The sequence below is a fragment of the Embleya sp. NBC_00888 genome, assembly GCF_045207655.1.
GTDB lineage: Bacteria > Actinomycetota > Actinomycetes > Streptomycetales > Streptomycetaceae > Embleya.
Map to the genome: position 1 here is coordinate 4,690,777 of NZ_CP108785.1, position 21,217 is coordinate 4,711,993.

The window sequence follows — 21,217 nt, forward strand, 5'->3', positions numbered from 1 at the left end:
AGGCCCGCATCCGCAGGGACTACCGACGTGACAGCGCGTCTCGTCCCAGGGACGCGGCGAGGCACCCGGGGAGGGCACGCATGGGAGACCACGACGGTGGCAACGCGCCGATCAAACCGGCCAAACCCGACCCGAGTCCCAAGCCAGGCGCCCCGCACCCCGATGGCAGCTCACCCCCTGGCCCGGGGAAGCACAAGAAGGACGACAAGTGACGACGCCGGGGGTCGGCGCGTATCTCGCGTCCATCGACGCCATGCCTCCCGGATGGGAGGACGCGTTCGCCGCCGTCGAGCGCGCCGACTTCCTCCCGCGCCGCGTCTGGTCGTTCGACGTCGCCACGGACACCTACACGTCCGTGATCGACCGCGATCGCGACCCGGTCGCCTGGCACCGGGCCGCGAACAGCAACGCGCCCTTGGTCGTCCAGTGGGACGACGGCACACACACCGGTGACGAGCCCGGCGAACTCGCCTCCTCGTCGGCGTCGATGCCGTCCGTGGTGGCCGACATGCTCCACGAACTGGACGTCACCGGCGGCGAATCCGTCCTCGAAGTGGGCACCGCCACCGGCTACACCGCCGCACTGCTGGCCGCCCGCGGCTGCCGTGTCGTCACGATCGAGATCGACCCCGTCCTGGCCGCACAGGCCCGCGCCAATCTGAACCGCACCCCGTACGCCGATGCCGTCACCGTCGTCACCGGCGACGGCGCACTCGGCCATCCCGCGGGCGCCCCGTACGATCGCCTGCACATCACCGCCGGCGTACGCCATATTCCCCCGGCCTGGATCGACCAGGCCCGCGACGGCGCGATCATCCTCATGCCCTGGGGTACCGACTACAGCCCCCACGACCAGGCCCTCAAGCTCACCAGAACCGGCCCCGGACGCGCCTCCGGACCGTTCACCCAGCCGCTGTCGTTCATGAAACTCCGCGACCAGCGCCGCGAGTTCCCCGAGACGTCGTTCCCCGACGACTGGCCGGACACATCCCGCGAATCCGCCCCCGACATCGACGTCACCGACACCATCGGCGCGGCCTACGAACCCGTCGAGTTCGTCATCGGGCTCCACGTGCGCGACTGCGTCCCACAGCAGGTCGAAGGCACGCTGTGGCTGTATGCCCCCGACGCCGGTAGCGGGGCGTCCATCGCCGCCGTCTCCTACGCGAAGGGCTACAAGTCCGCCGCCTACGAGGCCGGCCCCCGGGACCTGTGGGGCGAGGTCCAGGCCGCCTATCACCGCTGGGAGGACGCCGGAAAACCGGCCGCCGACCACTTCGGGCTGACCGTCATCGCGGACCGAGGCGGCGGAGTCGAACAACGCCCCTGGTACGGGTCGCCCGACGTGGAACTGTCGATCCACCATCGACCACACCTCTGACGGATCGACCCGAAAGAGCACCTCGACGTTCCGGACCCGTTCCCGGCCGCGCTCGGACCCGGAGTTGCTCGGCCTCGTGACCCCCCGCTGCGCCGCGACGTCGTGTCGGCCGCGCTCGCCGCCATCGGCACGGGCAACGCGTGACCCACGGAGCACGAGGAACTGCCTTCCACGACTTCCCCGCCGAGCACTGGATCCACCTGCGGACCACGAACGCGATCGAGTCGACCTTCTCCACCGTCAAGCTCCGCATCGAGGTCACCCGCGGTGCCGGCAGCCCGGCCGGAGCCCTCGCGATGGTGTTCAAGCTCGTCGAATCCGCCCAGGCCCCGCCGGCGCGCGGTCACCGGCGCCCACCTCGTCGCCCTGGTCCGCGCCGGCGCCCGCTTCGAGAACGGTCACCTCGTCGAACGGCCCGAGTCCGCTGCAGCATGACACCGGTCCGCTGCGCACCTTAACGAGTAGCCGTCCCGGAACCGGCCTGGAACCATGGCGGCCATGAAGCGAGTCGTGATCCTGGGGCGTGGCGGTTCAGGGAAGTCAGTCCTCGCGGCCCGCCTGGGCGCAATCACCGGGCTTCCCGTCATCGAGTTGGACAGGCACTTCTGGCGACCCGGCCTTGAAGCGACACCTCCCGATCAGTGGGCCGCCGTGCAACGTGAACTCGTCCGAGACGAGGCTTGGATCATGGACGGCGACCTCGGACCCTACGACGTCCCCGACGTCCGACTCCAAGCGGCGGACACCGTCATCCTGCTGGACTTTTCGTTCTCGCGCTGCGCCTGGCGAGCGATCCGACGCTCTCGGGAACGCGCCGACTTCTGGCTATGGGTATGGGCCTATCGACGCCGGAGCCGACCGCTCCTCCTCGCGGCGATCACGACCGACGCCGGTGATGCGAACCTGCACGTGATTCGGAATCCGCGCGCACTGAGACGCTTCGTAGCGCAAGTCACGACCGGCCGGATCCCCGGCCGACCGTAACTCCATCCATGGCAGCGACACCGCGCGACCTCGTCCGATCCACAGGATTTGAAAACTACTCTGAAGACCGTCCCGTAGCCGGCGTGCGTGATCGGCACCGCGGCGCGGCGCGGCACGACGCGGTACGGAGCGGCACAGCGCGCCGCCGCGCCGGGCGGTCGCGGTGACCCGCACGTTGTGGTCCGACATGGCAGACGTGGGCCGGGAAACGTCGACCAAGCCAGTCGAGTGCGCGCAGGGACACCACTCCGCGCGACGCCGCACCTCGACGCCCGCATCGGAGGAGGACGTATCCGGCCTGCCCGTCGCCGGATGCGTCTGCAATAGCGTGGGGACAAGATCTCGAGCGACTGAAAGGGACGCCGTGCGCTTCGCGTTGAGCAACTTGTTCGCCGACCTACCGAACGAGCAGGTCGATGAAGCTCGGAGCTTCTACCGTTCGAGGGCGGCCGGTCGTGGCCCCGGCAGCGTGGAGGAGTTGAGGGAAGTGCGCGCGCAGAGGTCCGCGCTTGCCCCGGCTGATCCACCGGCCATCGAAGAGATGGCCGAAGCATCGGGAGCGCGTGTCCCGGTGCGAATCTTCACTCCGTCCGACGGGCGAGCACGAGGCGTCTACCTGGACATCCACGGGGGCGGCTTCTACATGGACTCCGCGGCACGAGGAGACGTGCGCAACCGTCGGCTCGCAGACGCCCTCCACCTCGCTGTCGTCAGTGTCGACTATCGCCTGGCGCCGGAGCATCCGTGGCCGGCCGCGCCCGACGACTGTGCGGCGGCGGCACTGTGGCTCGTGGAACAGGCGCGGGAGCGTTTCGGTACGAACCGGTTGGTGATCGGCGGGAGTTCGGCGGGAGCGACACTCGCACTGGCGACCCTGCTCCGGCTGAGGGACAGCGGGGCCGTCGACGAATTCGCGGGGGCCGTACTCCAGTTCGGCACCTACGACCTGAGCGCACAGACGCCGGCCGGACGCCGGATCGCGGACGAGTACTTCATCCGGGCCTACGCGGGCCACGTCGCGGACCGCACCCTTCCGGATATCTCTCCCATCTACGGCGACCTTCGCGATCTTCCCCCGGCGCTACTGGTCGTCGGAAGTGAGGATGTGGTGTTGGAAGACAACCTCGCGATGGCGGGTCGACTCTCCGCCGCCGGGAACCACGTCGAACTCCGGGTCTACCCGGAGGCGCCGCACGGTTTCACCGGGCACCCCACCGCAATGGCTCGGACAGCGCTCAACGGCATCGAGACCTGGCTGCTGGACCGCATCACCCAACCGTGAACGGCCTCGCCGGCACCGTGATCGTGTACCCGAGCGACCGCTTCCACCACCACGGCGACCCGGGACGGCAGCCCGCCGTGCGCGTGGGTGTGGCCGACCGTACGCGTGGCAGGCTGCGGGCAGGAGCTTCGGCACGGTGGTGGAGAAGCCTGGGTGCAACTATCCGCGTGTGGTCCTCGTCCCCTCGGGCATGACCGTGGCGCACCCGCATCCGCACCCGACCTTGCACCCCGCCCGGCCCCTGGAACCGCCGGAGTGGCCGCACTGCGGCCGTGATGCCACAGCAGCGGACCCGGTGGGATGCCGTGGGGTCCACGTGTCCGGTCATACGGCCTGCCTCGCCCACCTGACCGGGGCCGAACGCGACGCCTACCTGGCCGGTCTGTGCCCCGGCAGCCATATCGACCATCGCGGCACCACCTTCGCCGAAGCCCTCCTCGCGGCGCTCCTCGACGCTCTGCGCACTCCCACGAGGGCTCTCCACCTCGGCTTCGCCGATTTCGGCTCGGCGGTCTTCGAGAGTGAAGCCGGGTTCGATGCGGCGATCTTCGAGAGAGGTGCCAGTTTCGAGCGGGCGGATTTCCGGAGGACCGCCGTATTCCACTCGGCGCGCTTCAAGGGCCATGCCGAGTTCAAAGCGGCGACCTTCGGGGGCCGGGCCATGTTCGAGATGGCGGTCTTCGAGGAGTCGGCCCTGTTCGACTCGGTGACCTTCGAGCATGACGCCGGGTTCAGTCAGGCGACTTTCAAGGACATCGTCACGTTCGAGACGGCCGCGGCCTTCGAGGGAAACGCGGACTTCGAAGACGCGCACTTCGAGGACGGCGCCAAGTTCTCCTCGGCGTCCTTCGAACGCCGCGCCTGGTTCAAGTCGGCGACCTTCGGGGGGACCGTCCGGTTCGATGAGGTGACCTTCGAGGAAAGAGCCATCTTCGAGTCGGCGGTCTTCGGGTACATCGCCATGTTCGAAGCTGCGATCTTCGCGGGTGAGGCGGACTTCCGGTCGGCTGCCGTCCAGCACCACGCCCTGTTCCAGTCGGCGACCTTCCGAGGCGCTGCCAGGTTCGAGGCGGCCACCTTCGGAGGCGAACTCAGGTTCGACCGGGCGGGCTTCGAGCGGCCTGACCAGCTGGGGCCGTTTGTGTGTGCCGGGCGGGTGGGGTTGTCCGAAGCGGTGTTCGGTGGGTCGGTCACTCTGTCGTTCGCCGCGCGCCGGGTGGAGTGCCGGCGTACTCGCTGGACGTCGACGGCCGAGATACGTCTGCGCTACGCCACGGTCGACTTCTCCCACTCGTCCTTCGCCTCCCCTCTGGCCCTCGTCGCGGAGGCTGCTCCCTTCGCCCTGTCCGACGGACGGACACTGGAGGAAGAGGCTTTCGCCGGCGCGCCCGACGCCCGGGTGCGCCTGGTCTCGTTGCGCGGGGCGGACACGAGGCATCTGGTCCTGGCCGACATCGATCTCTCCGGGTGCCTGTTCACCGGGGCGGTGCATCTGGACCGGATACGGCTGGAGGGCGTCTGCGTCTTCGACACGACCCCGCCCCGCCCACGCCGATGGGGTCTTGGCCCGCGGTTCACCCCGCGCCGCACTCTGGCCGAGGAGCACCACTGGCGCGCGGGTCGGCCAAGGGCGGCGCGGGGCTGGAACAGGGCCGTGCTCGACGCCGGGCACGTCGGCCCGGCACAACTGGAGCCGGTGTATCGGGCGCTGCGCAGGGCTCACGAGCACGCCGGTAACCAGCCGTGGGCGGCGGACTTCGCCTACGGCGAGCGCGAGATGCGCCGCCACGACCGCACCGGCACCACTCGCGCCGAACGTGGACTGCTGCACGCGTACTGGCTGCTCTCCGGGTACGGGCTGCGTGCTTCCCGCGCCCTGGGTTGGCTCGCCGCCTCCATCGTCCTCACGGTGGTGCTGCTGATGTGGGCCGGGATTCCGCAGGACTCACCGAAGCAGGAGGCCGCCGGCCGTGTACCGGCAGGCGGGGGCACGGTCACTTTCGAGATCGGCGAGACCAGCCCCAGGAACCCCACCGGGGACCGGTTCACCAGCGAGCGTTTCGAGAAGTCCCTGGACGTCGCGCTCGGTTCTGTGGTGTTCCGCTCCTCGGGACAGCCCCTGACGACCGCCGGCGGCTATATCGAGTCGGTCTCAAGGCTGAGCCGGCTTCTTTTGCTGGGTCTGGCGGTCCTGGCCGTCCGTAACCGCGTCAGACGCTGACCGGGCACAGCGCGCACCGCACGGCCGCGTCACGGCACGAACCGCCCCCCGGGGCCTGGAGAAGCGAATTCCGCACGTCGAGGGGCGGCGGGCGCTTGTGGCCAAGTGGGCGGGGATCTCGGACGGTTCCCGGTGGGCGTAGCGGGCGACTTCCTGCGTGGGGCGGGACGAGCGCGGACCAGGTTGCGCCGGCCACCGCGACGACGCGGTTCGGATGCGGTCGCCCTCGGTGCCCGCGGGGAAGCGGCCGGCGTCGATGCGTCGACCGCCGAGGGGCGGGCTCTTGGACAACCCGGGCGTCACGATGGTGCGTTCGGGAGCGATCGCGGCGGGGCTGAGGAGTTCGGTGGCGTGGCGGCGTTCGCGGCCGGGTGCGTCACCAGCGGGGCGTGGGTGGGCCTGCGAGTGGTGCGGGATGCGATGACGAAACGGGTCAGGCGTTCTGGTCGACGGTGGCTTCGGCGAGGTGGTCCACCACGTCCGACAGGAGCCCGCGGCGTTCGAAGGCACGTCGCTGGCGGCGGGCGCCGCAACCGTCGCGACGCAGTCTCGCCAGAGTCCGCTCCACGTGGGGCAGGTCCCCGGTGTCGTCGAGGTCGCTGCCCACGTGGTCGATCAGGGCGTCGACGACGGTGTTCGCGGGGAGCAGGTCCGCCGTGTGCGGGTCGACCGCTCGGCCCTCGAGGCCGTCGCGGGCGGCGCGCCAGCGGGCCAGGGTCAGCACGCCGTCACGGATGTCGGGGGCGGGGTGGCCGTCGTGGACGGCACGCAACGCGCCGGTCACCAACGCGCGGACCAGGACGGCCTGCAGGACGGCCTCGTCCACGCTGGTGGACACATCCGGGGCGCGGACCTCCACGGTCGGCCAGTGGGCGGAGGGGCGCGCGTCCCAATAGATCATCTTGGCGTCCATCACGGCGCCGCTCGCGACGAGATCGGCCAGGGTGCGGTGGTAGTGCTCGGCCGAGTCCAGGCGCGGCGGGGATCCCGAGGCGGGCCAGCAGGAGACGGAGACGGCCCGCCAACTGGCGTGTCCCGTGTCGCGGCCTTCCCAGAAGGGTGAGTTGGCGCCGAGTGTGATCAGCGTGGGCAACCAGGGCCGGATGTGCCCGAGGACGCCGACGGCGGTGTCCAGGTCGAGCGTGCCGATGTGGACGTGACACCCGCAGGCGACGAGTGTGTCGGTGAGCGAGCCGTATCGGGCGCGTTGTTCGTGCCGGCGGGGGGCGTCGACGAGCCGCGACGCGGGCGGGGAGGTGAGGACCACCGGCGTGGCGGAGGCGACGAGGCGGCAGCCGTGCGCGGTGGCGGCGGCGGCGAGGCGGCGGCGCAGCGTGAGCAGGTGGCTGCGCAGTTCCTGGGCCGTGTGGGCGATGGGGGTGGCCGACTCCACCTGGTAACGGGTGGCCTCGATGTGGGTGGTGTCGCGGCCGTCGTCGGCCTCGGCCAGAACCGCTTCGGCGTGGGGTGCCGGGTGCGGGCCGTGGGCGTCGACGAGGAGGAATTCCTCCTCGACCCCCATCGTCGGCACGTTACCCGCGGTGGACTCGGCGGCGGGACCCGTGAGGGCAGTCGCGGTGGCGGCGGGCGTGGCGTGGGTCCTGCGGGGATCTGACATCGGCGATCCTTCGGCCCGATCGAGTACGACGTGCGGGCCGCCGAGGGATGGGCGGGAGGGGCCGAGGCGCTCGAATGGGCGGTTCGTGCCGGGCCGCCGATCGAAGCGGACCTGGTCGGTATCTCCACCATCACGGCCGGCCTGCCGCGTCGCCACCGGGCACGAGGGGCGCGCCGCAGTGACCGGTGAGCAGGCCGCGAGGCCCGGTGTCGCGCGTTACGGACGGTGTCCGCGCCGGCCCTGCCCCAAGCGCGCGGCGGGCGAGGACGGCTCGCGCCGCGTTGGTGCGATCGAGTGACCCTGCGGGGGCGGCACGGGCGCGGCGGCACCCGCGTTTCCGGCCGACGGGCGAAGTCGGAAGGCGCCGCTCGACGCGGCACGGGCCGCGCCCGGGTGCCGACGTCGGCCCGGATGACCGCGTCGAGGCGGGAGGCGGCGGCGATCCACGGCCGCGGCGTGACCGGGACACGCCGGCCCGGAGCGGATCGCGGATGACGCCTGTCGGCGCATCGGCTCGGCGTGCGTTGCCCGAACCCCGCCACCCGGTGTGCGTTGCCCGAACCTCGACTCGGCGTTGCCTGCCCACTGCCGGCGCAGGTGGGAATGTTCACCGGCACTGCTGTTGCACCCCGACCGGACGGGACGGGGCGCGCCGCGGGCCCTCGATCGTCGCGTCCCACTCGTCGGTGACCCCGACCCGGGGCCGAGACTGTGCTCAGCGAAGTTCGCGCCCCGGTGCCGCCGTCAGCGCGAACCGCCCTGCGGACCTTCGGCCGTACCGCCCCGCCGGCGTCCTCGCGCCGCGAACGTGCCGCCCACCGCGACCCCGAGGCACATGCCCAAGGCAATGCCCAGCGCGAGGTTCTCGAAGACCAGCAGCCCGAGGACGACACCCATCGCGAGCCCGAGGGAAAGGCCCACGGCGATGGCATTGCCCGAGGCGGATACCGAGTCGTTGCGTTCGTTTGGCACATGATCATTATGTCGAACCCGCATATTGCTTCACAGCATCGGTCAACCCGGACGTCCCTCGGCGCCACGCCGTGCGTGGGCCTTCTCACCGGCCGGCCAGGCGTTCCAGCAGCAGGAAGCCGCCGATCGCGGTGGCTCGTGCGGATCGCGTACTTGATGACCGGAGACCACGGCGAAGCCGAGGATCTCGCCCAAACGGCATTTGCCCGGGTGGGTGCCTCGTGGGCGCGAGTGCGGGCGGTCGAGCAGCGGGTTCGTACGTGCGCCGGGTCTCGTCAACTGCGATATCAACCGGTATCGCCGGTTGCGCCCAGTGGCCTTGTTCGGCATGCGCACGCCCGATGTGCCGGGCCCTGATCCGACCCACTGGGTCGACCAGCGCCATGCGTTGATGCCACCTGATGGAGGACCCTCGCATCAAGTGGTGACCCAGGACGACGAGACGACGCCCACGGCTCTTGTCTGCGCCCCCGGAGTCCGACTTCTGTGCCGGTCAACGCGAGGGGCAGAACTCGAGAGAAACGAGACAGGACCCGCGCGGCCCTGCCATGGGCTGACAACACCACGGAAGTCCTGCGGCTGTAGGCGACCCCGGGCCACGCCCGACACACGACCATCGCCCGTGCGGACGAGGTGATGTGACCGCGACGTGGGGTCACTACGCGCTCCGGTCGGCGACCACCGACCCGAGCGCGTCGTCGGCGTCTGCGGCTACGCGAATCCGACGGTGCCCGGGAGATCCCGGGTCCCACCGGGGTGCGGCCGAGCGGTCCAGGACGCGGACCGCCCGGGACACGGCGTCCTCGGCGGCGTTGGTCTCCCCGGTCATGTAGTGGTGGCGCGAGAGCCGGACCAGGGCCCGGCCGAATGCCGCGGGGTCCGCCAGCGGCTCGTACCGGCGCACCGCATCTTGGCCCGCGCGCACCGCCGAGGCGAAGCTGGATCCGGTCCCCGCGCCGTGGCGCGGGACCGTCGGTCGTCGCCGGCCTCCGCCTCGCGCCACAACCGGTCGACGGGCGCGGCCCAGGGATGCCGGCCGGACCGCCGCCGCGCGGATCCTTCGCCCGGGTGACGCCGCCCGAGGGGCGCATTGCCGTCTTCGGGGCGGGCCGCACGAGCGGCTACGAGACGACCCGGAGCCGATCGCTCGGCCCATGGCGGAGTTCTTCGAGAGCCTGCGCCGTGGCCTCGTCCGCGGGCAGCAGGACCACCAGTTGTTGTGCGTCCGAGGGCAGTTCGAGGGTCTCCCGGAGCAACCGCAAGGCGCACCCCGCGGGATGATCGAGTCGGAGGGGGCCGCGTTGCGGCACCACGTGCCCGTAGAGGCGGCGGGTGAAGTCCGGGCCCGCCACGGGCGCGAGTTCCGCGGCGAGCCACTCGGTGTTCTCGATGCTCGGCCCGAGCCACAGGTCGAAGGCCTGCTCGTCCGCGACGTCGTCCCAGTCCGCGAAGAACTCGCGGGCACGCGGGTCGGTGAACACGTAGCGGGTGAGGTTCGGGGCCTCGGCGTCGAGAAGTCCCGTTCCGTCGACCACCGCCGCGAAGCCGTCGGTGTGGGCGAGGACGTCGCCGAGCCGGTTCGTCACCAGTGCGATCCCCGGTTCGAGCAGACGCAGCGTCTCCAGGACGGACGGTCGCACCGCCCGGTTCGGTGGCGCGGGCCGGGCGTGCGAGGGGCATTCACCGCCGGTGATCTTCGTGAGGTAGCGCAGGTGCTCGCGCTCCGACGGATCCAGGCTCAGCGCGTCGGCGAGCGCGTGCGCGATCGGCGTGGAGGGATTGCGGTCCCGGCCCTGTTCGATGCGGGTCAGGTATTCCACGCTGATGCCCGCGCGCGCGGCGAGGTCCGAGCGGCGCAGCCCCGGTGCACGGCGGCGTCCATGATCCGGCAGTCCCAGCGATTCCGGCTGGATGCTGTCCCGCTTCGCGCGGATGAAGTCTCCCAACGGCGTACCCATGAGGCGAGCCTATGACGGTGTCGGCGGGGTGTGGAGGGCTCAGGCCGGCCCTGCGGGGGCCGGCCTGAGCGCGGTCTGGTTGCCGCCTCGGCGCCGCCTGATCGTGGTGGACATGGAGAACACCGAGCACAAGTTGCTGATCATCGTCGGAAGCGTTCGGGACGGAAGGTTCGGCCCGGTGGTGGCCTCGTGGGTCGCCGAACAGGCCGCCACCCACGGCGGCTTCGATGTGGACGTCGTCGATCTGGCCGAGATCGACATCCCGCTGGCGCTGCCCGCCGCGTCCCCGAAGTACGCGGGCGACGACTACCCCCGCCCGGCCGGGATGGCGGCGTTGACGTCGGCGCTGGAGGACGCCGACGCGTTCATCGTGGTGACGCCCGAGTACAACCACAGCTACCCCGCGTCCTTGAAGGCGGCCATCGACTGGCACTTCACGCAGTGGACGGCCAAGCCCGTCGCCTTCGTCAGCTACGGCGGCGCGGCGGGCGGGCGGCACGCGGTCCTGCACCTCGAGAACGTGTTGACCGAGTTGCACGCGGTCACCGTTCGCGACGGCCTCGCCTTCCCGAACTACTTCACCGCGTGGCAGGACGGCCGGCCGCCGGCCGCCGACGCGCCGGGGTACGCCAAGACCCTCCTCGACCAGCTCTCCTGGTGGGCGGGCGCACTCCGAGCCGCACGCGAGGCGGCTCCGTACCCGGCGTGAGCGCGGCGGCCATGGAGTAGGCGCCGCCCGGGTGTACCGATCCGCCGGTCGGCCGGCTCGCGCCCGGTCGCATGGCGTTCGGTCGCATGGCGTTCGCGGACCGGACGTACGGGGTCGACCCGTGGGCCCTGGACGATCGGGCCGCCGGCGCCGATTCCCGAGGCGGGGCCGGCCGTACCGGCACGGCGGACCCCGGGCAGGGTTGGGCCGGTTCGGCGGGCTGCCCCCGAGGGCGACGAGGGTCGGCGTGAGGGCTCGGGCGAGCTCGGGGTGGCTGTGGCGTCCGGAGGTCGGCCGCCTGGGGCGTGCGGATCTTCGGACGGTCCATCCCACGCCGATGTGCCCGCGGGCGCCCGACGGGCCCACCCCTCCCCGCGCCGCCCCCACACGGCGCAAGCGCCGGGGGCACGCTCGGTCCGGACGCGGACGGTGCGGCGGACGGGGCCGAGCTTGAGCCATCCGAGGGGCGCGACTGTTCCGATCGGGTGGGCGGGTCGGGTCGCTCGGCGTCGCACGGCGTGCCGTCGGACAGGGTGATGCTTCGGTACCGCCGTGCGGGGCGACGATGGGAGAACGCGATGACCACAGGTGTGGACAGGCCCGGCCGGCCGGTGCTACCGCCCATCCTCGGAGGGCAGAAAGCGTTGGTGACGGGGGCGAACTCCGGCATCGGCAAGGCGACCGCGATCGGACTGGGACGGGCGGGTGCCGATGTCGTCGTGAACTACGTCGCCGGCCGGGAGGCCGCCGAGGATGTGGTCCGAGAGATCGAGTCCTTCGGCGTACGGGCCTACGCGCACGAGGCCGATGTCTCCCAGGAGGACCAAGTCGTCGCGATGGTCGCGCGCATGGTCGAGGAGTTCGGCACGATCGACATCATGGTGGCCAACGCGGGGCTCCAGCGGGACGCCGCCTTCCCCGAGATGTCGCTCGCCGAGTGGCAGAAGGTCCTGGACGTGAACCTCACGGGCCAGTTCCTGTGCGCCCGGGAGGCGACCAAGGAGTTCCTGCGCCGCGGCGCCGTCCCGGAGGTGTCCCGCTCGGTCGGGAAGATCGTCTGCATGAGCTCGGTCCACCAGATCATCCCGTGGGCGGGCCATGTGAACTACGCCGCCTCCAAGGGCGGCGTCCTGATGCTGACGCAGACCCTCGCGCAGGAACTCGCCCCGCAGGGCATCCGGGTCAACGCGGTCGCCCCTGGCGCCATCCGTACTCCGATCAACCGCAGCGCGTGGGACACCCCCGAGGCGGAGGCCGATCTCCTCAAGCTGATTCCCTACCGTCGCGTCGGTGATCCGGAGGACATCGCCGACGCGGTGGTCGCACTGGTCTCCGACCTGATGGACTACGTCGTCGGCACCACGATCTACGTCGACGGCGGCATGACACTCTTCCCCGGCTTCGCCACCGGAGGGTGAGGGCGTGGAGGACCACGTCACTCCTCGTCGGGTGGTGATCCTCGGCGGCGGCTTCGCCGGACTGTTCGCCGTACGGGCGTTGCGCAGCGCCCCGGTCGCGGTGACCCTGGTCGACCGCTGTGCGCACCACCTGTTCCAGCCCCTGCTGTACCAGTGTGCTTCCGGCATCCTGTCCGAAGGCCAGATCGCGCAACCGCTGCGCGCCGTCCTGCGCCGCCACGAGCAGGTACGTTGCCTGGAGGCGACGGCGACCGACGTGGACGTCACCCGACGGGTCGTGCTCGTCGAGCGGCCGGACGGCCGCACGCTCGACCTCCCCTACGACGACCTGATCGTGGGGATCGGCGTGCGGCAGTCCTACTTCGGGCACGACGAGTTCGCCGTCCACGCCCCGGGCATGAAGACGCTGGAAGACGCGCTGAACGTGCGGAGCAAGCTCTACCGCGCGTTCGAGATGGCCGAGGCCGCCGAGGACGAACGCGAACGCGCGCAATGGCTCACCTTCGCCCTGGTGGGGGCCGGCCCGACCGGAGTCGAGCTGGCCGGCCAGATTCGGGAGATCGCCGGCCACACGCTCAACCGGGAGTTCTCCACCGTCGACCCGAGTCGGGCCCGGGTGCTGCTCTTCGACGCCTCGGACGCGGTCCTCGCCGCCTTCGGCCCCGTCCTGTCCCGTCGGGCCGCCCGCACCCTGGACGATCTCGGCGTGGAGGTGCACCTCGGCTCGATCGTCACCCACGTGGACGACCGGGGCCTGACCGTGCGCCACAAGGACGGCGGCACGGAGCAGGTGGAGGCGCGCACGGTGCTGTGGACGGCCGGGGTCGAGGCACCGCCGCTGGCGACGGCGCTGGCCAGGGCCACCGGGGCGGAACAGGACCGGGCGGGACGCATCCGGGTCGAGCCCGACCTGACGATCGCGGGCCATCCGGAGATCCGGGTCGTCGGCGACCTGATGAGCCTGAACAAGCTGCCCGGTCTGGCCGAGGTCGCGATGCAGAGCGGCGCCTACGCCGGCCGCCGGATCCGCCACGCCGTCGAGGGCAGGACCGGCAAGGCACGTCCGTTCCGATACCTGGATCTCGGCAGCGCCGCGTACATCTCCCGCGGCAAGGCGGTCGTCAAGATGGGCCGGTTCCACGCGTCCGGGCTGATCGGCTGGCTGATCTGGCTGTTCATCCACATCGTCTTCCTCACCGGCTTCCGCAGCCGGATCGGGGCGCTGCTCAGTTGGGCGGTGGTCTTCGCCACCGGATCCCGCCGCGAACGCGCCTTCATCGCGACCGACCCGCAACCCGACCCGCAACCCGCCCCGCCCCCGGCCACATCCCCCGGTCCGCCGAACGACCCCGCGGTCGCCCGGCACGAGTCGTCGAGGCCCGCATGAATCTCGTGCCCCAGATGCTGGCCGCGGCCGCACCGGAACAGCTGCTTCCCGCAAGGGAGTTGATGGCGTTCACGTTGGCCGCCCACATCACCCTGGTGCCGTTGGGAGTGGCACTGCCGTTCATCACGCTGGTGATGCACCATCGGGGTCTGCGCAAGAACGACCCGGTGGCCATGCTGCTGGCCCGGCGCTGGTCCGCCGTCATGGCCGTGCAGTTCGCGGTCGGCATCGTCACCGGCACGGTCCTGTCGTTCGAGTTCGGACTGCTGTGGCCGGGCATGATGGGTCGGTGGGGCGACGTCTTCGGCATCGGATTCGGGGTCGAGGCCTGGGCGTTCTTCCTCGAGGCGATCCTGATCGCGATCTACCTGTACGGCTGGCGGCGGCTGAAGCCGTGGACGCACTTCTGGCTCGGCGTCCCCCTGCCGCTGGCGGCGCTGCTCGGCGCGTTCGGGATCATCGCCGCCAACGCCTGGATGAACACCCCGGCGGGCTTCACCCTCGACCCGACCGGCAAGCCGGTGAACGTCGATATCCGATCGGTGATCTTCACGCCGATGTTCGGACCGCAGTACTGGCATTTCGTGGTCGCGATGTTCCTGACCGCGGGCTACGTCGTGGCCGGCGTCTACGCGGTCGGGTGGCTGCGCGGTCGCCGCGACCGCTACCACCGGCTCGGATTCCGGGTGCCGTTCACGATCGCCGCCGTCCTCACCCCCGTGCAGTTCGTCCTCGGCGACTCCATCGCCCGATCGGTCTTCCACAAGCAGCCCGTCAAGTTCGCCGCCACGGAACTGGTCTGGGACACCGACACCCACGTACCCGAGTACATGTTCGGCAGCCTGCAATCGGACGGAAGTGTCAAGAGGGGCCTCAAAATCCCCCAACTCGACTCCATCCTGGCCGGCTTCAGCCCCGACACCAAGGTGACCGGGTTGACCGCCGTGCCGGCCTCCGACCGCCCCACCCCGACCCAGGCGACGATCGCACACTGGGCCTTCGACATCATGGTGACCATCGGCAGCCTGCTGATCCTGTTGGCGCTGTGGTACGGCTGGTGTTGGTTGCGCCGCCGTGACCTGCCGCGGTCACGGTGGTTCTTCCGAAGCGCCGCCCTCGCCGGTGCGGCCAGTGTGGTGACCGTGGAATGCGGCTGGATCACCACCGAGGTGGGCCGCCAACCCTGGATCGTCTACCGGAACATGCGGGTCTCCGAAGCGGTCACACCGACCGGGGCGGCCACGCTGTGGACCGTGTTCGCCGTCATCGTGGTGCTCTACGTCCTCATCTTCGGGGCGTTTCTCGGCGTGCTCCTCAAGATGCGAAGTCGTTGGCGCCTGGCCGACTCCGGAGTCGGCCGCGTGTCGGCCGACGGGCCGGAGAGCGACACGCCGTACGGTCCACGCGGCGAACTGGTCACCACCGGCGCGAAGTCCGGCGCTCCGCCAGGGACTTCGGCTGGCGGTCCGGGCACCGGCCCGAACCCCGGGAGCGTGCCGTGATCGCCGACGTCGTGGCCTGGATCCTGCTGGTGGTGATCGCCGCGTACGTCTGCGGCGGCGGCGTCGACTACGGCGCCGGGTTCTGGGACCTGCTGGCCGGCGGCGCGGAGCGCGGGAAGGCCCCGCGCCGGCTGATCGATCACGCGATGGCGCCGGTATGGGAGGTCAACAACGTCTGGCTGATCTTCGTCCTGATCCTCATGTGGACCGGCTTCCCGGTGTTCTTCCAGACGGTGTTCACCGCGTTGTGGCTGCCGCTGGTGTTGGCCGCCGTCGGCATGCTCCTGCGCGGCGCCGGATTCGCGCTCCGCAAGCCCACCCGCAGGCTGGCCGAACGCCGGCTGTACGGGGCCGTGTTCGCGATCTCCTCGCTGCTCACCCCGTTCTTTCTGGGAGCCGCCGCGGGCGGCGTCGCCTCCGGCCGGGTCAAGCCGGGCACCACCGCTTCGGCCGACGCCTGGGCCAGCACGACCTCGATCTTCGCCGGCCTGCTCACCGTCGCGGCCACCGCCTTCCTCGGCGCGGTGTTCCTCACCTCGGACGCACGCCGCTTCGGCGCCCACAACCTGGTCGGCTACTTCCGGCTGCGCGCCTGGATCGGCATCGCGGCCCTCGTGATCCTGGGTGTGCTCGCCCTGGCCGTGACCGACGAGCACGCCTCGTATGTCCGGCACGGCCTCACCCACGGGATCGGGCTGGTGCTGGTGCTGGTCGCCGCGGTCGCCGTGGCCGCCACGGCCTGGCTGGTCTCCGGCCGCAACGCCGGCTGGGCGCGCTACACCTCGGTGGCCTCGGTCGCCCTGGTGGTCGCGGCCTGGGGATTCGCGCAGCGTCCCTATCTGGTGCCCACCTCACTGACCGTGCAGCAGGCGGCGGGAGACAGCGAGTCGCTGCGCTGGATGCTCATCGTCGCGCTCATCGCCGTCGTGCTGATCGGCCCGGCGCTGGTGGTGCTGTACCGCCTCGACACGCACGGCGTGCTGGAACCGCTGACCGACGAGGACGTCGGGGAGTGACGGCTTGCCACACCACACCGCACCACACCGCACCACACCGCACCGCACCGCACCGCATCGGGCGCGGCGGAGACGGGCGGCCCGCCGGCAAACCCGATGCGCAAGGCACGCGGCGACGACGGTCATCCCCGGCCGAGAAGCGAAATGTGACCTGCGGACAAGAGCGTTCCCCGGCCGGGGTGTCCGGTGCGGGGAGGCTCAGCCCAGGCGCTCCGCCAGGTGGTCGCCGACCCGCAGGGCGTTCGCGATGGCGGTCAGCGAGGGGTTGACCGCGCCGATGCTCGGGAAGAAGCTCGTGTCCACGACGTACAGGTTGTCCAGGTCGTGGGCCTTGCAGTTGACGTCGAGAGCCGAACTCCGCGGATCGGCGCCGAATCGCACGGTGCCCGCCTGGTGCGCGGTGGCACCGATCGGCATGCCCTTGTGCAGGTAGAGGCTGTGCGGGAGCAGGTGATGCGGGTGCATCCCCAGGTGTTCGAGGTTGCTCCGGAGCTTGTGCTGCAGGCGATCGAGTCCCTTGATGTTGTTCTTCTCGTCCAGGGCCAGGTGGATCTCGCCCTGGTCGTCCAGGGTCACCCGGTTGTCGGGCTGCGGGAGGTCCTCCCCGCACAGCCAGAAGTCCACGGCGTGGTGGGCCAGTACCTCGAAGGGCATGTCCGGCGAGGCCATCCCGGCCCAGCGCGGCGCCTCGCCGCGAATCTGGTCGGAGTCCGACTTGCCCAGCATCTGGATGCCGCCGAGCGGATAATCCCAGTCGTCCGCGCCCAGGTACCAGTCGTTCATGGCGAGGGTCTTCTGGAAGAGCGTGTTGTTCGGTTCCTTCGAAATCGCCATCAGGGCGAGGTTGTTGTGCCGCATGTAGTGGCGACCGACCACGTCCGAGCTGTTCGCCAACCCGCCCGGGTGCCGATCGTTGGCCGAACGCAAGAGCAGCGCCGCGGAGTTCACCGCTCCGCACGCGACCACGACGATGTCGGAGCGGAACCGGGCGATCGTCCCGTCCTCCAACTCGGCCACCACCGTGGTGACACTCCGCCCGCTCGGATCGGTCTCCAGCCGCCGCACGTTGGTGCCGGTCTCCATCCGCACGTCCGGAAACTCCAGCGCGGGATCGACGCAGATCACCTGGGCGTCCGCCTTGCCGCGCACCAGGCAGGGGAAGCCGTCCACCCGATTGCACCGGATGCACACGCTCTCGTGGGTGGCGCGGCCGTGCTCGTCCTGGGTGAGGTTCACGCCGATGGGCAGGTGGAACGGGTGCAGTCCGCGTTTCTCCATGTCGTCGCTGAGCTGCTGGATCCGCGGTTCGTGTTGTACCGGTGGATAGGCGTACTGCGCGCCGGCCTGCCCCTCACTCGGGTCCTCGCCGTGTCGGCCGTGCACGAGGTAGAGATGCTCGGCCTGTGTGTAGTAGGGCTCCAGGTCCTCGTAGCGGATCGGCCACGCGGGGGAGAGGCCGCCGTGGTGGCGCAGTTCGCCGAAGTCCTGGGGCCGCAGGCGGAACAACGCCGCGCCGTAGAACTTGGTGTTCCCGCCGACGTAGTAGTTGACCTCGGGCGGGAATCGGTCGCCGTGTTTGTCGAACCAGAACTCCGGGGCGCGGTACTTGCCCTTGACGAACACCGCGGTCGATTCCCAGTTGTCCCGCTCCCGGGGGAGGTAGCCGCCGCGTTCCAGGAGCAGGATGCGTTTTCCGGTGGAGGCGAGCCGGTGGGCGAGGGTGCCGCCGCCCGCGCCGGTGCCGATGATGATCACGTCGTAGTGCTCGTTGTCTGCCATGTCGCCACCTGGAGGTGAGTCGTCGGGCGAACGCGTCCGCCGGCGGGCCGCCGGTCACAGGATCGCGATGGGGTTGACGGGTGAGCCGGTCGCCGCGGGAAGCCGCAGTGGCGCGATCACGCACAGGAACGACCAGCGATGCTCTCGTTCGCACAGGGGCACCAGGTCCTCGAACTGCAGGTAGTCGAGGAGGTGGAGCCCGAGGGCATGGATGGCCAGTACGTGCACCGGGAAGTCGACGCCGTCCGTAAGGCTCGGGGCGGTGTCGTTGTTGCCGTCGCTGCCCAGGGCGGCCACCCCGCGCGCGGCCGGGAACTCCATCGCGCTCGGATGCAGTCCGGCTCGGCTGTGCGCGGCGTCCCACGGTCCGGTCTCGGCGCGTCGGCGGCGGTGGCCGACCCGGACGAACAGCAGGTCGCCCGGGCCCACGCGGACCTGCTGGGCGCGCTCGGCGGCGACGAGGTCGTCGGCGCTGACGTGGTCGCCCGGTTCGAGCCAGGGCACCTCGCGCAGTCGCGGGATGTCGAGCAGGACGCCACGGCCGACGATCCCGTCCCGGGCCTGCTCGACGGAGAGCGCCGTGGCGCCGTCGTCGGTGATGCCGGCCGCGGGGATGCCGCCGTGCAGCGTGCCGTCGTAGACGACGTGGCACAGCGCGTCGAGATGGCTGTCGGCGTCGCCGTGCACGTGCATGGCGAACCGGTCGGTGGCGAAATGGAGTCCGGTGTCGTCGGCCGTCGCCTCGGGCGGGCTGGTCATCCGGTGGACGGCCGGGTGCGGGTTGTCCGGTGCGGGCCGGGTCTCCACCGGTGAGGCGAGTGTGACGGTACGCCCCGAGCGGACCTCCGCCGCCGCGGCGCGCACCGTCTCCGGGGTGATGCCGGCCAGGGCGCCCCGCCCGCCGCTCGGGTCGGCGACCTGCGCGCGCAGGCGTTCGTACAGGGCCGTGAACTCGATTCGGCTCTGCATCGCATCCCGGTTCCGGCGCGGTCGGCGGTCGGGTCCGCTCGGTATGCCTGTGCACATCGTTGCCGCCCCGCCTCAGCCGCGCCGGTTGTCGAGGGCCTTGTCCAGCGTGCAGGCCGCCGTGACGAGGGACAGGTGGGTGAACGCCTGCGGGAAGTTGCCCAGTTGCTCGCCAGTGGGGCCGATCTCCTCGGCGAAGAGGCCGACGTGGTTGGCGTAGGTGAGCATCTTCTGGAACGTGTACCGGGCGGGGCGCAGGCGTCCGGCCCGCGCGAGCGCGTCCACGTACAGGAAGGTGCACAGGCTGAACGTGCCCTCGGAGCCGCGCAGGCCGTCCGGAGAGGCCGCCGGGTCGTAGCGGTAGACCAGGCTGTCGGAGACCAGCGTGCGGTCCATGGCGTCCAGGGTGGACAACCAGGACGGGTCCCTGGGCGCGACGAAGCCCACCCGCGGCATCAGCAGCAGCGACGCGTCCAGGACGGCGTCCCCGCCGTAGTGCTGGACGTAGGCCTGACCGGACTCGCTCCAGCCGTGTGCCATGACCTGTTCGAGGATGGTGTCGCGGGCCTCGGTCCAGCGCACGGTGTTCGCGGGTCGGCTGAACTGGGTCGCCATCCGCAGGCCGCGGTCGAAGGCCGCCCAGCACATGACCCGGCTGTAGGTGAAGTCCTTGCGCCCGCCCCGGGTTTCCCAGATGCCCTCGTCGGGCCGGTCCCAGGAGTCGGCCAGCCAGTCCAGCGTACGGGCGAGGATCTGCCAGCCCTGGTAGCCGGACTGGACGGCGACCTCGCGTCCCTCGGACAGGGCGTAGAGCGCCTCGCCGTAGATGTCCAACTGCAACTGGTCGGAGGCCGCGTTGCCGAGCCGCACCGGCGCGGAACCCCGGTACCCCTCGAGGTGGTCGAGGGTCTCTTCCGTCGTCAGCGGCTCACCGTCGACCCGGTACATGATCTGAAGCGGCTCCCCGTCCTGCCCGGCCGCGGCACGCAGTCGGTCGCCGAGCCAGTGGGTGAAGGCCGTCGCCTCCTCGACGAAGCCGAGGTCGAGCAGCGCCCGGACGGAGAGCGACCCGTCGCGCACCCAGGTGTAGCGGTAGTCCCAGTTGCGTTCGCCGCCGACCTGTTCGGGCAGGCCCATCGTGGCCGCGGCCACCGGCGCGCCGGTGGGGGCGTAGGTGAGCAGCTTGAGGGTGATGGCGGAACGGTTGACCATGTCGCGCCAGCGGCCGCGGTAGTTGGAGCCGTGCACCCATTGCTGCCAGAAGTCGGCGGCGCTCCACAGCTGTTCGGTGCCCCCGGTGACGGAGATCGGCGCCGGAGCCTCGCCGTCGCCGGCGCAGACGGTGAAAACGGCCCCCGCCTCCCGCCCGACGCCCAAGGTGATCGAACCCCGCAGATCCTCGCCGTCCCGCTCCAACGGAAAAGTGCTCTGGAGGTACGCGCTGACGCCCGGGGCCCGGAACACGCCACCATCGGGTCCCAGATCGAGCCGGTGGGTCGCCCGGCCGTAGTCGAAGCGCGGCCGACACTCCAGGTCGAACCGCACGGTGCCGCGCACCGTTCGCACGGCACGGATCAGGGTGTGCCGGTTACTGGGGGTACGGCTGTTGTTCGGCGGCATCCAGTCGATCACCTCGCCGACCCCGTCCGGCGACATGAACCTGGTCACCAGAATCGCGGTGTCGGGGTAGTAGAGCTGCTTGCAGGTGGTTTCCGCGAAGTCCGGGCCCAGCCGGAAGAAGCCGCCTCGATCGTGGTCGAGCAACGCCGCGAAGATGCTGGGGGAGTCGAACCGGGGCGCCGCGAACCAGTCGACGACACCCTGTGAGGAAACCAGCGCGGCGGTCTGCAGGTCGCCGATCAGACCGTGTTCCGCGATGGGCGGGTATCGGTCCATGAGCATCCAATCTCAGGCGGATCCCTACCCGATCCACTATCCGCCCGGTGCCGGCGTCCTGCCTTTCGGGAGCCGCGCGCGGCCGATGCCGCTCCCGGTGCAGCCCGATTGCCGAAGAGGGTGGGTGC

The 21,217-nt window shown here is 70.9% G+C and carries 16 protein-coding genes and 1 pseudogene; 10 read left to right on the plus strand and 7 right to left on the minus strand.

All coding sequences use genetic code 11. From position 1 onward, the window contains the following. Positions 1–208: 208 nt before the first annotated feature. From OG948_RS54830 to OG948_RS54845, 4 genes and pseudogenes are all read left to right on the plus strand, one after another. The gene (locus tag OG948_RS54830; protein ID WP_331772576.1) at positions 209–1,381 is read left to right on the plus strand and encodes a protein-L-isoaspartate O-methyltransferase; all 1,173 of its coding nucleotides are present in this window, start codon (positions 209–211) and stop codon (positions 1,379–1,381) included. 167 nt (positions 1,382–1,548) lie between these two features. Further along, a pseudogene (locus OG948_RS54835) lies at positions 1,549–1,816 on the plus strand (IS256 family transposase); the annotation flags it as partial. A gap of 913 nt (positions 1,817–2,729) precedes the next feature. Continuing rightward, positions 2,730–3,647, plus strand: coding sequence for an alpha/beta hydrolase fold domain-containing protein (locus OG948_RS54840; protein ID WP_331772578.1), 918 nt, complete (start codon positions 2,730–2,732; stop codon positions 3,645–3,647). 316 nt (positions 3,648–3,963) lie between these two features. After that, positions 3,964–5,868 carry a pentapeptide repeat-containing protein gene (locus OG948_RS54845; RefSeq protein ID WP_331772579.1) on the plus strand — a complete coding sequence of 635 codons (1,905 nt, stop codon included), beginning with the start codon at positions 3,964–3,966 and terminating at the stop codon, positions 5,866–5,868. Between the two features lie 433 nt (positions 5,869–6,301). On the opposite strand, the gene OG948_RS54850 is transcribed toward OG948_RS54845, so the two are convergent. Next, entirely contained in the window at positions 6,302–7,486 is a 1,185-nt protein-coding gene (locus OG948_RS54850; RefSeq protein ID WP_331772580.1) for a glutamate--cysteine ligase, read from the minus strand. Positions 7,487–8,230: 744 nt separating this feature from the next. Next, on the minus strand, positions 8,231–8,458 hold the full coding sequence (locus tag OG948_RS54855) for a hypothetical protein (protein WP_331772581.1): 228 nt from the start codon (positions 8,456–8,458) through the stop codon (positions 8,231–8,233). A 156-nt stretch (positions 8,459–8,614) separates the two neighbouring features. Between OG948_RS54855 and OG948_RS54860 the strand changes: the two genes are divergently transcribed. After that, a complete protein-coding gene (locus OG948_RS54860; RefSeq protein WP_331772582.1) occupies positions 8,615–8,815 on the plus strand; it encodes a hypothetical protein in 201 nt (66 codons plus the stop codon). A 301-nt stretch (positions 8,816–9,116) separates the two neighbouring features. Here OG948_RS54860 and OG948_RS54865 read toward each other — a convergent pair whose 3' ends face one another. Next, complete coding sequence (locus OG948_RS54865; protein WP_331772583.1) at positions 9,117–9,362, minus strand: hypothetical protein; 246 nt, start codon at positions 9,360–9,362, stop codon at positions 9,117–9,119. A gap of 217 nt (positions 9,363–9,579) precedes the next feature. Continuing rightward, a complete protein-coding gene (locus OG948_RS54870; protein ID WP_331772584.1) occupies positions 9,580–10,416 on the minus strand; it encodes a helix-turn-helix transcriptional regulator in 837 nt (278 codons plus the stop codon). Positions 10,417–10,528: 112 nt separating this feature from the next. On the opposite strand from OG948_RS54870, the gene OG948_RS54875 reads away from it, so the two are divergent. The 5 genes from OG948_RS54875 (at position 10,529) to OG948_RS54895 (ending at position 16,448) form a co-directional block, all read left to right on the plus strand. Beyond that, positions 10,529–11,125 (plus strand): NAD(P)H-dependent oxidoreductase, encoded by a 597-nt coding sequence (locus OG948_RS54875; protein ID WP_331773616.1) that lies wholly within the window; start codon positions 10,529–10,531, stop codon positions 11,123–11,125. 578 nt (positions 11,126–11,703) lie between these two features. Beyond that, entirely contained in the window at positions 11,704–12,543 is an 840-nt protein-coding gene (locus OG948_RS54880) for an SDR family oxidoreductase (protein ID WP_331772585.1), read from the plus strand. Between the two features lie 4 nt (positions 12,544–12,547). Beyond that, positions 12,548–13,930, plus strand: a complete 1,383-nt coding sequence (locus OG948_RS54885) for an NAD(P)/FAD-dependent oxidoreductase (protein ID WP_331772586.1) — start codon at positions 12,548–12,550, stop codon at positions 13,928–13,930. Beyond that, positions 13,927–15,432 carry a cytochrome ubiquinol oxidase subunit I gene (locus tag OG948_RS54890; protein WP_331772587.1) on the plus strand — a complete coding sequence of 502 codons (1,506 nt, stop codon included), beginning with the start codon at positions 13,927–13,929 and terminating at the stop codon, positions 15,430–15,432. Before OG948_RS54885 ends, OG948_RS54890 begins: the two co-directional genes overlap by 4 nt. Further along, entirely contained in the window at positions 15,429–16,448 is a 1,020-nt protein-coding gene (locus tag OG948_RS54895) for a cytochrome d ubiquinol oxidase subunit II (RefSeq protein WP_331772588.1), read from the plus strand. The genes OG948_RS54890 and OG948_RS54895 overlap by 4 nt, the downstream gene beginning before the upstream one ends. Before the next feature lie 198 nt (positions 16,449–16,646). On the opposite strand, the gene OG948_RS54900 is transcribed toward OG948_RS54895, so the two are convergent. The 3 genes from OG948_RS54900 to OG948_RS54910 all read right to left on the minus strand — a co-directional run bounded on the left by OG948_RS54900 (position 16,647) and on the right by OG948_RS54910 (position 21,089). Next, a complete protein-coding gene (locus OG948_RS54900; protein WP_331772589.1) occupies positions 16,647–18,227 on the minus strand; it encodes a GMC family oxidoreductase in 1,581 nt (526 codons plus the stop codon). Between the two features lie 54 nt (positions 18,228–18,281). Next, positions 18,282–19,196 carry a cyclase family protein gene (locus tag OG948_RS54905; protein ID WP_331772590.1) on the minus strand — a complete coding sequence of 305 codons (915 nt, stop codon included), beginning with the start codon at positions 19,194–19,196 and terminating at the stop codon, positions 18,282–18,284. A 72-nt stretch (positions 19,197–19,268) separates the two neighbouring features. Then, positions 19,269–21,089, minus strand: coding sequence for a glycoside hydrolase family 15 protein (locus OG948_RS54910; RefSeq protein WP_331772591.1), 1,821 nt, complete (start codon positions 21,087–21,089; stop codon positions 19,269–19,271). Positions 21,090–21,217: the final 128 nt, after the last annotated feature.